The organism is Leifsonia sp. GW821-FHT13C05, from assembly GCF_058806515.1.
The window spans coordinates 48,981-61,146 of sequence record NZ_JBXAPT010000010.1; the positions used below are offsets into that span (position 1 = coordinate 48,981).

The window sequence follows — 12,166 nt, forward strand, 5'->3', positions numbered from 1 at the left end:
CGCGGCGGGCGCCGGGGGTCAGGAGGCGCGGGCGGCGGTGGCCTCGGTGTCGGCGAGGTCCTCGCGGGCGACCTCGCGGGGCGAGAGGGTGAAGCGGGGGCGCCAGGCCGCGAAGCGGAGGCGCAGGTGGCGGTACTTGACCAGGTAGAACACGCCGACGATGGCCGCCGCGAAACCGGATGCTGCACCGACGCCCATCGCCCAGCGCGGGCCGAGCGTGTCGGCCACCCAGCCGACGATCGGGGCGCCGACCGGGGTGCCGCCCATGAAGATCGCCATGTAGATCGCCATCACGCGGCCGCGGAGTTTCGGGTCCGTGGTCATCTGCACCACGCCGTTGGCCGTGGTCATCAGGGTCTGCGAGGAGACGCCGATGACGATGAGCGCCGCGGCGAACAGCCAGAAGTCGGGCATCACGGCGGCGAGGGCGCAGCCGAAGCCGAAGAACGCTGCCCCGGCGAAGAGCAGGGCGACGCGGGGACGCTCGCGGCGGGCGGAAAGCAGCGCACCCACCACGGAGCCGATCGCCATGATCGACGACAGCAGGCCGTACTCGCCCGCCCCGGCATGGAACACCGACACCGACATCGTCGAGATGAAGATCGGGAAGTTGAGGCCGAAAGTGCCGATCAGGAACACCATCACCAGGATCACCATGATGTCCGGGCGGCGGCGCACGTACCGGAAGCCCTCGACCAGGCCGCCGCGCTGCTTCTTCGCACGCTCGGACCGGTACAGCTCCTCCACCCGCAGGAATTTCAGCGACAGCAGTACGGCTCCGAACGTCGCCGCGTTGATGAGGAACACCCATCCAGCGCCGACCACCGCCACCAGCAGGCCGGCGACGGCCGGACCGAGCAGTCGCGCCATGTTGAACGACGCCGAGTTGAGGGCCACCGCATTGGACAGGTTCGGCCCTGCCACCAGTTCGGACACGAACGTCTGCCTGGCCGGCGCATCGAAGGCGGCGACGCAGCCGAGCAGCAGCGCGAAGACGTAGACGTGCCACAGCTGCACCACCCCGGTCACGGTCAGGATGCCCAGCCCGAGGCCGAGCGTGCCCATCATCCCCTGTGTGGCCATGAGCAGCTTGCGGCGGTCGAGGTGGTCGGCCGCCCATCCCGTGACGGGCAGGAGAAGCAGCTGCGGCCCGAATTGCAGCGCCATGACGAAGCCGACGGCGGCCGCGTTGTTGTGGGTGAGCTGGGTGAGGACGATCCAGTCCTGGGCCGTGCGCTGCATCCAGGTGCCGACGTTGGAGACGATCGCGCCGCCGGCCCAGATGCGATAGTTCACTCCGGAGAGCGAGCGGAACATCGCACTCACGAATCGGCCAGCTCACGCAGGATGGATGCGGCTTCCGCCAGTGTCGCGCGCTGCTCCGGCGTGAGGGTGCGGAGTCGCTTGTGCAGCCACGCATCCCGTCGCCGCCTGGTCTCCGCCACGAGGGCGAGGCCCTGCTCCGTGGGCACGACGACCACCTTGCGGCCGTCGTCGGCATCCGGGGTGCGGCGCACGTAGCCCGCCTCTTCGAGGCAGTTGATGGTGCGGTTCATCGACGGCGGCTTGACCCGCTCGTGGTCGCTGAGCTGCCCGATCGTGCCCGAACCTTCGCGCACCAGGAACGCGAGCGCCGAGGTCTGCGTGTCGCTCAGCTCGTCGTCCGCCTTCTCCGCGCGCAGCCGACGGGACAGGCGCGCCACCGCGATGCGGACGGCGGTGCTGAGGTCGTGGGTGGAGAGTCGCTGAGCCATACATCGTTAGCCTAACAAATTAGTCTCGCTAAATAAATCCCGTTCGCCTGCGGCGTGCGCCAGAATGGCGACGTGCCCACCTACGACGACGCCGCCGGCATCCCGATCACCTACGACGTGTATCCGGTCGACTCCCCCCGTGCGGTGGTCCAGGTCGCCCACGGGGTCGGCGAGCACGCCGGTCGATACCGGGAGCTCGCCGCGCAACTTAACGCCGACGGGTACACCGTCTACGCCGACGACCACCGCGGCCACGGCCGCACCGGCATGGCCCAGTGGAACGACCCGGAGAAGCTCGGTCACCTGGGGGTCGGCGGTCTGCGGGCCGCCGTGGATGCGCTGCACGACTTCTCCGGGATCATCCGCGACCAGAACCCGGACCTCCCACTCGTGTTCTTCGGCCACAGCTGGGGCTCGCTGATGGGTCAGATGATCCTCAACAAACACAGCAGCGACTACGACGCCGCCGTGCTCTCCGGCACCGCATACCGGGTGCTCGGCTCGATGAACAGCGGCGACCTGAACAAGCGGCACGCCCACCTCGGCACCACCGGCGTCGAGTGGCTGAGCCGTGACCCCGCGGTCGCCCAGGCCTTCGTCGACGACCCGCTGACCACGTCCGTCCCGCTGGCCAAGCTGTTCGGCCTGCTCGACGCCTCCCGGCTGCTCGGCCGCCCGGCCCGCTCGTTCCCGCGCGACCTGCCGCTGCTCATCCAGGTGGGTGGAGACGACCCGCTCGGCGGCGAGGCGAGCGCCCGCAGGCTCGAGCAGGCATACCGGAAGCGGTCGGGGCTCACCGACGTGACCACCATCGTCTACCCGGGCGCCCGGCACGAGATCTACAACGAGACGAACAAGGCGGAGGTCATGGCCGACCTGACCGCCTGGCTGGATGCGCGCATCCCGTCCCGGGTGTAGCCGCTCGATCGGCGCTGCGGCGATCTAGGCTGTAGTCATGCACGGTGAATACAAGGTTCCTGGTGGCAAGCTCGTCGTCGTCGACCTGGATGTGATCGACGGCAGACTCGCGAACTTCCGCCTGGCCGGTGACTTCTTCCTCGAACCGGACACCGCGCTGGAGGCGATCGACAACGCGGTGAACGGCCTCCCCGCCGAGGCGGACGCCGCGACCATCGCCGCCGCCGTCCGCGGTGCGCTGCCCGAGGGTGCCACGCTGCTCGGGTTCTCGCCGGAGGGTGTCGCCGTCGCCGTGCGCCGTTCGCTCGCCCGCGCGACCAGCTGGCGCGACTACGACTGGCAGATCGTGCACTCCAAGGCCGTGCCTCCTGTGATGCAGATGGCGCTCGACGAGGTTCTCGCCACCGAGGTGGGGGAGGGCCGCCGCGGTCCGACCCTCCGTATCTGGGAGTGGGACGAGCCCGCCGTGGTCATCGGCAGCTTCCAGTCCGTCAAGAACGAAGTGGATGCGGAGAACGCCGAGAAGTACGGCTTCGACGTGGTGCGCCGCATCTCCGGCGGGGGCGCGATGTTCATGGAGGCCGGCTCGGTGGTCACCTATTCGATCTACGCGCCCGCCGACCTGGTGCAGGGGATGAGCTTCGCCGACAGCTACGCGTTCCTCGACGAGTGGGCGATCGTCGCCCTCAAGTCGCTCGGCATCGACGCGTTCTACCAGCCGCTCAACGACATCACCAGCCCGAAGGGCAAGATCGGCGGGGCGGCGCAGAAGCGTCTCGGCTCCGGCGCCGTGCTGCACCACGTGACCATGAGCTACGACATGGACGGCCAGAAGATGACCGAGGTGCTGCGCATCGGCCGCGAGAAGATCAGCGACAAGGGCATCACCAGCGCCGCGAAGCGCGTCGACCCCCTGCGCAGCCAGACGGGCATGACCCGTGCCGAGATCATCGAGCGCATGAAGCAGACCTTCACGCAGCTCTACGGCGCCACCCCCGGCGACATCACTCCGGAGGAGTATGCCGCCGCCGAGAAGCTGGTCGCCGAGAAGTTCGGCACCCCGGAGTGGCTGTACCGCGTGCCGTAGTCCTCTCGCGCCCCGCGCATCCATCGAGCCCAGGCTTTTTCGTCGTCGTCTTGCGAGGAAAAACCCTGGGCTTGATTGCGTTCGGAGCGGCGATCTTGTTAGGTTAGGCAAAGCTTAGTTAGCTAAGCCTTACCTAACCACACCATTCAGAGTCCAGCGGGTCGGCGGTGCGCCGACCCGCTCACAGGAGCGCCATGAGATCGATGAGTTCCCCGCCCACAGCCGCCACGGCACCGGCCAGACCACGCGGCACGCGCCTGCTCGCCGCCCTGGTCGCGACCGCCCTGGCGGCGCTCGGCGTCACCGCCGTCGCCACCCCGGCCCACGCGGCCGGGCCGGCGGTCTCCGCCCAGCAGGTCCCGGCAGCGGGCGGCACGATCACGCTCAGCGGCAGCGGCTTCACCCCGAGCACGCAGGGTATCTACCTGGGCGTCGGCCCGGCCGGACTGCCCGGCTTCTACCTCGGAGCGAGCAGCCTGATCAGCAGCGAGACGGTCTGGATCGCGCCGGGCAACGTCGACGGCACCAGCCCGTCCGGCCGCACGGCGCCGATGAACGCGGACGGCACGTTCTCCGTCACGGTCACCGTCCCCGCCGCCAGCGCATCCATCGCGGCGTACGCGGTCTACACCTCCAAGGGCCACGGCCAGGGGATGAGCGACACCAGCCAGAACTCGACCACCCCGCTGGTCTACGCTCCCGCCCCGCCCGCCTCCACCACGCTGGCGCTGGCATCGAGCGCCGCCAGCGTCACGGACGGCTCGCCCGTGACCGTCACGGCGACGGTCAGCCCGGCCGCCGCGGGTGTCGTCACCTTCACCGATGGTGCGACGACGCTCGGGACGGCGAACGTCTCCGGCGCCACCGCGGCTCTCACGACGAGCGGTCTCGCGGTCGGCTCGCACGCGATCGCCGCATCGTTCGCCCCGTCCGACTCCACCGCCTTCGCCGCATCCACCGCCTCGGCCGTGAGCGTGACGGTCACCGCCGTCGGCGCGCCCGCCCCCGCATCCGTCACCGTCGCCCCGGCCACCGGGCTCGACCCCGCCGGCGCATCCATCACCGTCACGGGCGCGGGCTTCGCCGCGACCGGCGGAGCCGTGCCGGGCGTCTACGTCGGCGTCGGACCCAAGTCGGCCGCGAACGAGCCGGCCTGGAACCTCACCGCCTCGCTCTTCCAGGGCGTCGCGTGGGTGCGCACGATCGGAGCGGACGGCGCGTTCACCACCACACTGAGCGGGATCGCGCAGGTCTTCACCTCGAACGGCCGCCAGGTCGACTGCTCCACCGAGGAGTGCGGCGTGTACACCTTCGCCGCACACGGCTCGGCCGACCGCAGCCAGGACACGTACACGCCGATCGCGTTCGCCGTCCCCGCCGTGGCGCCCGTCGCCACCACCCTCAGCCTCACCACCTCGTCGGTCAGCTCGGCTGCGGGCGCCGGTGTGGATGTGACCGTCACCGTCTCGCCGAAGGCCGACGGCACCGTGAGCATCCTCGACGGCGGCACCGTGGTCGCGCGCAACCTCGTGCTCCGCGACGGCCAGGCCACCACCCGCATCTCCACCCTTCCCCAGGGCGAGCGCACACTGTCGGCCACGTTCACTCCGGCCGACCCCTCCGCGTTCGCCGGCTCGACGGCCGCTCCCGTCTCGCACACCGTCACGGCGGCCCCGGTGGTCACCCCGCCCGTCGAGCCCGCGGTCCCCGCGGTCGTGACCGCACCGACCGCGGTCGCAGAGCCGGTCTGCGTCGCCCGCTCGATCGACGGCGCGACCATGAGCTGGGGCCTCAAGTCGAGCTTCCGCACCTACATCTCCGGCGGGATCGCGAACGGATCGTGGACCCTCTCCGGCGTGACGTACGCCGACGGCCGGTTCGGCTGGTCGAACGGCTCCGGCAGCTACAACCCCGAGGACGAGAAGGGCATCGCGCGCTTCCCCGGCAGCGTCTCATTCTCCGGTCACGGCGGCGTCCTCAGCCTCGTGCTCTCCAACATCGCCCTCCGCGTGACGGGGCCGGACTCGGCCACCATCGTCGCCGACGTGCACTCGACCGACATGGGAGGCGCCGCCAGCGACCACTCCGGGATCGCGTTCGCCTCCGTCGCGCTGAACGGAGGAGCATCCGGCTCCCGGGTGACCGCGACGGACGCTCCCGTCACGCTCACCGCGGCAGGCGCATCCGCATTCGCCGGGTTCTACGAGGCGGGCACCGCCCTCGATCCCGTCTCGTTCAGCCTGCCGCTCGGCGCATCCGTCGCCTGCGACAGCGCGACAGCGTCCAGCCTCGCCACCACCGGCGGAGGAGACGCCGGCGGTTGGCCGCTGCTCGGCGGCCTGATGGTCCTGGTCGGGGTCGCGGCGGTCGTCGCCGTGCGGCGCCGCGCGTCCACCCAGGCGGTGGCGCAGGCGTGACCTCCAGCACCGAAGCAGCCGTGGGCGGGGCCGTCGGCTCCGCCCACGGGCGTCGGCGGCCGTCGCGGTCCGCCCGACTCCTGCGGCTGGCCGCCGTCGTCTCCGTGGTCGCGACGCTCTCGGGATGCGGCGCGACGGCGGCGACGTCGGCCGCATCACCAGCGCCGAGCAGCACGGCCACGGCACCGGATGCGCTGAGCGGCCTCGCCGACCCGCGCACCATCACCGGTCCGTCGACCGCCGCGCCCGTCGCCGACGTCGTGCCGATCACCACCGCGCCGAAGCCGAAGCTGCCTGTGACGGTCGACGACGCCTCCGGCACCAGGGTCACGGTCGCTGACACCAGCCGCATCCTGGCCCTGGACGTCTACGGCACCCTCGCAGAGACGGTCGTCGGCCTCGGGCTCGGCGATGCGCTCGTCGGCCGGGGAGCATCGAACACGCTCGGGGTGATGTCGAAACTGCCGCTGGTGACCCAGAACGGGCACGAGCTCAACGGTGAGGCGATCCTCGCGCTGCACCCGACGCTGGTGCTCACGGACACGACGCTCGGGCCGCGCGACGTGCAGGACCAGCTCCGCGCATCCGGGGTCACTGTCGTGTTCTTCGACGCGGAACGCAGCATCGGCGCCATCGGCTCGCAGATCGAGACGGTCGCTCACGCGGTCGGGCTCGACGCGGACGGCAAGCGGCTCGCCGCTCGCGTGGCGGGCGACCTCGCGGCGGCGAAGAAGACCATCGCGGAGATGGCGCCGACCGGCGACGACCGGCTGCGTGCGGCCATGCTCTACGTGCGCGGCCGCGCTGGAGTGTTCTTCCTGTTCGGGAAGGGGATGGGCGCCGACGACCTGATCGGAGCGCTCGGTGCCGTCGACGTGGCGACCGAGGCGGGCATCACCGGCGCGAAGCCCGCCAACAGCGAGGCGCTGCTGGCGACGAACCCGGATGTGTTCCTCATGATGACGGACGGCCTCGCCTCCACGGGCGGGGTCGACGGTCTGCTGCAGCGGCCGGGCGTCGCGGACACGACGGCCGGACAGCACCGCAGGATCGTGGATATGAACGACGGGCAGCTGCTGTCGTTCGGCCCGACGACGCCCGCCGTGCTGCTGTCGCTCGCCGACGCGCTGTACCGGCCGGGGGCCGGCAGGTGACGAGTGCCGAGGCCGCCACGCACCCCCGGCAGCGGCAGCGCGCTGAGCAGGGTCAGCGTCTCAGCGCCGTCACCCGCGCGCGCCGCCGCCGCGTCCCCGTGCTCGTCGCCCTCGTGGTGCTGCTCGCCGCCGCCGTGCTGCTCTCCTCCGCCGTCGGCCAGTTCGCGCTCTCTCCGGCCGAGATCGTCGCATCCATCGGCCGCCGCATCGGCATCGGCCCCGCGGCGACCGGCACGGCGACCTACGCGGACGGCGCACTCTGGAACATCCGGTTCCCGCGGGTGGCGCTCGGGATCGTCGTCGGCGCAGCGCTCGGTGTGGCCGGCGCGCTGATGCAGGGCGTCTTCGCCAACCCGCTGGCCGAGCCGGCCGTCGTCGGGGTCTCCGCCGGCTGCGCCGTCGGGGCCTGCGCCGTGATCGTCTTCGACCTGCAGCAGCTCGGCCCGGCGAGCATCCCGCTCGCCGCCTTCATCATGGGCGTGCTGACCACCGTGCTCGTCTACCTGCTCTCCCGCGCCCGCGGCCGCACCCAGGTGCTGATGCTCGTGCTCACCGGCATCGCGATCAACGCCGTGGCGAACGCGATCATCGCCTTCCTGGTCTTCCAGGCGGACACCGCCAGCCGCGAGCAGATCATGTTCTGGCAGCTCGGTTCTCTCAACGGAGCCACCTGGGCGGCCGTCGCCGTCACCGCGCCCCTGCTGGTCGTCGGCGTGGGCTGCGCGTGGCTGCTGGCCAGGCGACTGGATGCGCTCGCGCTCGGCGAACGCAGCGCCAGGCACCTCGGCGTGCCGGTGGAGCGGGTGCGGCTGGTGGCGATCCTCCTGGTGGCGCTGCTCACCGCCGTCGCCGTGTCGTTCGCGGGGATCATCGCGTTCGTCGGCCTGATCATCCCGCACCTGCTGCGGCTGCTGATCGGACCGGCGCACGCCGCACTCATCCCGGCCAGCGCCCTCGGCGGCGCCCTGCTGATCAGCGCGGCCGACCTCGCCGCGCGCACGGTCGTGCCGTTCGCCGACCTACCCATCGGGATGTTCACCGCCCTCGTCGGCGGCCCGGTCTTCTTCGTGCTGCTCCGGCGCACCATCGCCGCCAAGGAGGGCGCAGCGTGAGCGCCGAACTGCGCGGCGTCAGCCTCGCCGTCGACGGCAGGGCGCTGCTGTCCGACGTGGATCTCGCGGTACGTCCCGGCGAACTCGTCGCCCTCATCGGCCCGAACGGCGCAGGCAAGTCGACGGCGCTCTCCGTGCTGGCGGGCGACGTGACGCCGGATGCCGGAACGGCGACCATCGACGGACGGCCGCTGTCGCGCATCCGGGTGCAGGAGCTCGGTCGCCTGCGCAGCGTGCTGCTGCAGCAGAAGGGGGTGTCGTTCTCCTACCCGGTGCGCGAGGTCGTCGCGATGGGGCGGATGCCGTGGTCACGTCTCCCGTCGGACGGCGCAGATGCCACCGACGACGGGATCGTCGACGCCGCGCTCGCCAGCACAGACACGGCCCACCTCGCCGACCGGGATGTGACCACCCTCTCCGGCGGAGAACTCGCCCGCGTCTCCCTCGCCAGGGTGCTCGCCCAGCGCTGCCGTGTCGTGCTCCTCGACGAACCGACGGACGCGCTCGACATCGGCCACCAGGAGCAGGTGCTCGCGCTCGCCGCCGGGCTTGCGGCGGACGGCGCCGCCGTGCTCGCTGTGCTGCACGACCTGAACCTCGCCGCCGCGTACGCGGACAGGGTCGTGCTGCTCGCCGACGGCCGTGTGGTCGCGGACGGATCCCCGCGCGACGTCCTCACCGGCGAGCGGCTGAGCGCTGTCTACGGGCACCCGGTCGAGACCGTCGACCACCCGGTGACCGGAGCGCTGCTCGTGCTGCCGGTGCGCGCATCCACTGCTGTTCGCCCCCGGATGGGGGACATTCTCAGTGCTTTCGGGTAGCCTGGCCGGCGTGAACTGGTGGATCGTCGGCGGCGTGGTGGCCGCAGTGGTGCTCGTTGTCGTGGCGTCGAGGCTCGGCTGGATCGACTTCTCCGACAAGACGAAGACGTCGGGAGGCTCGTCGAGCAGCATCGTCGGCATCGGCGACGAGGTGTTCGCGCCGACCCGTCACGAGGCCCAGGTCGAGCTCGACCGGCAGTCCATGCTCCCCGCTCCCGCCCCGCTGCCCGGCGACGGGGACAAGGGCATCTGGGAGGGCGGCACCATCCGGATCGACGTGCCGTCTAGCGCGACTGCAGGTCCTGATACTCGGGATGCTCCCTGAGCCAGTGCCGCACGTACGGGCACGTCGCGACCACGCGCAGGTCGGTGTTCGCGCGCACGTCGTCGAGCGCTTCCTGCACCAGCGTCGACGCCATCCCCTTCTCCCGCTTCTCCTCGTCGATCACGGTGTGCGTGAACACGATCGCGTCGTCGCGCAGGTCGTACTCGGCGACGCCGATCTGCTCTCCGTCCTTGACGAGCACGTAACGGGAGGACTCTGGCTGCTTCACCACGGTGAGACTCATGCCGCCAGGCTAACCCCGACGGGCGACGCGGCGGCGACCCGGCGCACACACTGCGAGAATGGTGGAATGCAGGACGACGCCACCGCGGATGCGGCCCTCCCTCCCGTGGCCTGGCATCCGGATGCGCCGAGCACCGTCGTGCACGCCGACAACCTCGACATCGTGGCCGCCCTGCCGGACGAGTCGTTCACCCTCATCTACCTCGACCCGCCCTTCAACACCGGCCGGTCGCAGACCAGGCGGAGCACCACGTCGGTGCGGTCGGCGGGCGGCGCGGGCAGCGTCACCGGGTTCAAAGGGCGCAGCTACGAGCGCATCAAAGGCGACCTGCTGCGCTACGACGACCGCTTCGACGACTACTGGTCGTTCCTCGAGCCGCGCCTCATCGAGGCGTGGCGCATCCTCGCCGACCACGGCACGCTCTACCTGCACCTCGACTACCGCGAAGCGCACTACGCCAAGGTGCTGCTGGATGCGCTGTTCGGCCGCGAATCGTTCCTCAACGAGATCGTCTGGGCCTACGACTACGGCGCGAAGTCGAAGAACAAGTGGCCGACCAAGCACGACACGATCCTGGTCTACGTGAAGAACCCCGCAGGCTACTTCTTCGACTCGTCGGCGGTCGACAGGGAGCCGTACATGGCGCCCGGCCTGGTGACGGCGGAGAAGGCGGAGCTGGGCAAGCTGCCGACGGACGTGTGGTGGCACACCATCGTCTCCCCGACCGGCCGCGAGAAGACCGGGTACCCCACCCAGAAGCCGGAAGGCATCCTCCGCCGCATCGTGCAGGCGTCGAGCCGCGAAGGCGACTGGGTGCTCGACTTCTTCGCGGGAAGCGGGACGACCGGAGCGGTCGCCGCCGCCCTCGGGCGACGGTTCCTGCTGGTCGACAGCAACCCAGACGCGATCGGCGTGATGCGGGCGCGGTTCGCCGCCGCGGAGCCCGCCGTGCGGTTCGTGGAGGGGTAGCGGCGCGCATCCACTGTCCGGAGACGAATTCCTGACGCGATTCCCGACACGATTCCAGACACCCCGGAGCACCCGTCCGGAGAACACCAAGAACGGTATGGGAGGCTGGGGCACTATGCGAACCGCGCTCCGCCCTCTGCCCTTCGTCTGGGGTGCGCTGGGCACGGCCGTGGTGTTCGCCCTCATCTACCTGGTGTTCGTGCAGAGCTACATGGGCCAGGTCATCGACGAACGCGCCTTCGCGGGGGCCGACGCGTGGAAGGGCGACCTGATCGAGTTCGCCCACACCTTCCTCAACGCACTGCCGGCCGCCTCGGTCATCCTGGGCTGTATCGCCGCCCTCGCGATCGTGGCGTTCCGCCGCAACTGGGCGGTCTTCTTCGTGGCCGTCGCAGCAGCGGCACTCGCCAACGGCAGCACCCAGCTGCTCAAGTACACGGTGCTCAGCCGCCCGTCGAAAGGCGTGGACGTCGGCCTCGCCAACTCCCTGCCGTCCGGGCACACCACCGTCGCTGCGTCGGCGGCGCTCGTCGTCTTCCTCGTCGCATCCCCGCGCTTCCGCCCGCTGGCCGCGGTGATCGGCTCGATCTTCACGATCGCGGCAGGCGCATCCACGCTGGTGGAGCAGTGGCACCGGCCGAGCGACGTGGTCGCCGGGATGCTCGTGGTGGCATTCTGGGGCTGCATCGCCGGCCTGCTCTACTCCTGGCTTCGCGTGCCCACCGCGCAACGCCCGGTGCGCACGAAGCTGTGGACCCTGCTCTGGATCGCGGTGGTCTGCGCCGTCGGAGCGGTCGCGGCGCTGCTGGTGACCTACTTCTCCGCGCAGGATGGCGCGAGCCAGCATTTGTTCGTGGCGTACGCCGGGGGTGTTGCGGCGATCGTGGCGACGGGGTTCGTGCTCGCGGTGCTGGGGAACCGGGTGTTCCGGGCGCTGGGGTGATCGTGGGCTGGGTCTGATGTGGAGCCGCCCTGCTACGTGAACCTATTGACAGCTAAACGCGTCAAAAGCTGTATAGTCGACGTGTATAGATGTCAGGGTGGAGGTGGACATGGTCAGCAGGCAGTCGCCAGCCCGACGGCGGATCCTCGGTGAGCTCGGCACCAACATCGAACGCTGGCGCAAACTCCAGGGGCTCACGGCCGGGCAGCTCGCTGAGCGGGCTCACGTCACGCGCGACACTCTCCGAGCGCTCGAGAAGGGCACCGGCGCTCCGCGCATCGACTCGGTGCTCGCGGTACTGGATGTCCTCGGAATCGCGAACACCGTCGTCGCCAGTACTGACCCCTGGAACTCGAACGCTGGCCGTGCACTCATGGACGAGGAAGTCGGGATCTCCACAGCGAAACAGTCGGGGAGGTAGA

13 protein-coding genes are annotated in these 12,166 nt (G+C 70.6%); 10 read left to right on the forward strand and 3 right to left on the reverse strand.

Annotated features, from left to right (window positions below; translation table 11 throughout):
* Positions 1-18: 18 nt before the first annotated feature.
* The gene (locus AC1ROC_RS19850; protein ID WP_493001948.1) at positions 19-1,317 is read right to left on the reverse strand and encodes an MFS transporter; all 1,299 of its coding nucleotides are present in this window, start codon (positions 1,315-1,317) and stop codon (positions 19-21) included.
* A gap of 5 nt (positions 1,318-1,322) precedes the next feature.
* A complete protein-coding gene (locus AC1ROC_RS19855) occupies positions 1,323-1,754 on the reverse strand; it encodes a MarR family winged helix-turn-helix transcriptional regulator (protein WP_085369675.1) in 432 nt (143 codons plus the stop codon).
* Positions 1,755-1,826: 72 nt separating this feature from the next.
* Between AC1ROC_RS19855 and AC1ROC_RS19860 the strand changes: the two genes are divergently transcribed.
* From AC1ROC_RS19860 to AC1ROC_RS19890, 7 genes are all read left to right on the forward strand, one after another.
* On the forward strand, positions 1,827-2,672 hold the full coding sequence (locus AC1ROC_RS19860) for an alpha/beta fold hydrolase (protein ID WP_493001918.1): 846 nt from the start codon (positions 1,827-1,829) through the stop codon (positions 2,670-2,672).
* Between the two features lie 37 nt (positions 2,673-2,709).
* Positions 2,710-3,759 carry a lipoate-protein ligase LplAB gene (gene lplAB, locus AC1ROC_RS19865; RefSeq protein WP_085369671.1) on the forward strand — a complete coding sequence of 350 codons (1,050 nt, stop codon included), beginning with the start codon at positions 2,710-2,712 and terminating at the stop codon, positions 3,757-3,759.
* Positions 3,760-3,953: 194 nt separating this feature from the next.
* On the forward strand, positions 3,954-6,176 hold the full coding sequence (locus AC1ROC_RS19870) for an HtaA domain-containing protein (protein ID WP_493001919.1): 2,223 nt from the start codon (positions 3,954-3,956) through the stop codon (positions 6,174-6,176).
* Complete coding sequence (locus AC1ROC_RS19875; protein WP_493001920.1) at positions 6,173-7,330, forward strand: heme/hemin ABC transporter substrate-binding protein; 1,158 nt, start codon at positions 6,173-6,175, stop codon at positions 7,328-7,330. The genes AC1ROC_RS19870 and AC1ROC_RS19875 overlap by 4 nt, the downstream gene beginning before the upstream one ends.
* Entirely contained in the window at positions 7,327-8,442 is a 1,116-nt protein-coding gene (locus AC1ROC_RS19880; RefSeq protein WP_493001921.1) for a FecCD family ABC transporter permease, read from the forward strand. Before AC1ROC_RS19875 ends, AC1ROC_RS19880 begins: the two co-directional genes overlap by 4 nt.
* Positions 8,439-9,263, forward strand: a complete 825-nt coding sequence (locus tag AC1ROC_RS19885) for a heme ABC transporter ATP-binding protein (RefSeq protein ID WP_493001922.1) — start codon at positions 8,439-8,441, stop codon at positions 9,261-9,263. Before AC1ROC_RS19880 ends, AC1ROC_RS19885 begins: the two co-directional genes overlap by 4 nt.
* A gap of 10 nt (positions 9,264-9,273) precedes the next feature.
* Positions 9,274-9,588, forward strand: a complete 315-nt coding sequence (locus AC1ROC_RS19890) for a hypothetical protein (protein ID WP_493001923.1) — start codon at positions 9,274-9,276, stop codon at positions 9,586-9,588.
* On the opposite strand, the gene AC1ROC_RS19895 is transcribed toward AC1ROC_RS19890, so the two are convergent.
* Positions 9,548-9,832 (reverse strand): GNAT family N-acetyltransferase, encoded by a 285-nt coding sequence (locus tag AC1ROC_RS19895; RefSeq protein WP_085369663.1) that lies wholly within the window; start codon positions 9,830-9,832, stop codon positions 9,548-9,550. The two genes, AC1ROC_RS19890 and AC1ROC_RS19895, sit on opposite strands and share 41 nt — an antisense overlap.
* A gap of 66 nt (positions 9,833-9,898) precedes the next feature.
* Between AC1ROC_RS19895 and AC1ROC_RS19900 the strand changes: the two genes are divergently transcribed.
* The 3 genes from AC1ROC_RS19900 (at position 9,899) to AC1ROC_RS19910 (ending at position 12,165) form a co-directional block, all read left to right on the forward strand.
* Positions 9,899-10,801 carry a DNA-methyltransferase gene (locus tag AC1ROC_RS19900; protein WP_168688399.1) on the forward strand — a complete coding sequence of 301 codons (903 nt, stop codon included), beginning with the start codon at positions 9,899-9,901 and terminating at the stop codon, positions 10,799-10,801.
* A gap of 115 nt (positions 10,802-10,916) precedes the next feature.
* Positions 10,917-11,744, forward strand: a complete 828-nt coding sequence (locus AC1ROC_RS19905) for a phosphatase PAP2 family protein (protein ID WP_168688400.1) — start codon at positions 10,917-10,919, stop codon at positions 11,742-11,744.
* Positions 11,745-11,853: 109 nt separating this feature from the next.
* Positions 11,854-12,165: a helix-turn-helix transcriptional regulator gene (locus AC1ROC_RS19910; RefSeq protein WP_085369714.1), complete on the forward strand. Its 312-nt coding sequence runs from the start codon at positions 11,854-11,856 to the stop codon at positions 12,163-12,165.
* Position 12,166 lies beyond the last annotated feature (1 nt).

Coding starts and splice junctions, on each gene's coding strand:
- AC1ROC_RS19900 (WP_168688399.1), top strand. CDS start 9,899: ATGCAGGACGACGCCACCGCGGATGCGGCCCTCCCTCCCGTGGCCTGG.
- AC1ROC_RS19855 (WP_085369675.1), bottom strand. CDS start 1,754: ATGGCTCAGCGACTCTCCACCCACGACCTCAGCACCGCCGTCCGCATC.
- AC1ROC_RS19905 (WP_168688400.1), top strand. CDS start 10,917: ATGCGAACCGCGCTCCGCCCTCTGCCCTTCGTCTGGGGTGCGCTGGGC.
- AC1ROC_RS19870 (WP_493001919.1), top strand. CDS start 3,954: ATGAGATCGATGAGTTCCCCGCCCACAGCCGCCACGGCACCGGCCAGA.
- AC1ROC_RS19895 (WP_085369663.1), bottom strand. CDS start 9,832: ATGAGTCTCACCGTGGTGAAGCAGCCAGAGTCCTCCCGTTACGTGCTC.
- AC1ROC_RS19850 (WP_493001948.1), bottom strand. CDS start 1,317: ATGTTCCGCTCGCTCTCCGGAGTGAACTATCGCATCTGGGCCGGCGGC.
- AC1ROC_RS19910 (WP_085369714.1), top strand. CDS start 11,854: ATGGTCAGCAGGCAGTCGCCAGCCCGACGGCGGATCCTCGGTGAGCTC.
- lplAB (WP_085369671.1), top strand. CDS start 2,710: ATGCACGGTGAATACAAGGTTCCTGGTGGCAAGCTCGTCGTCGTCGAC.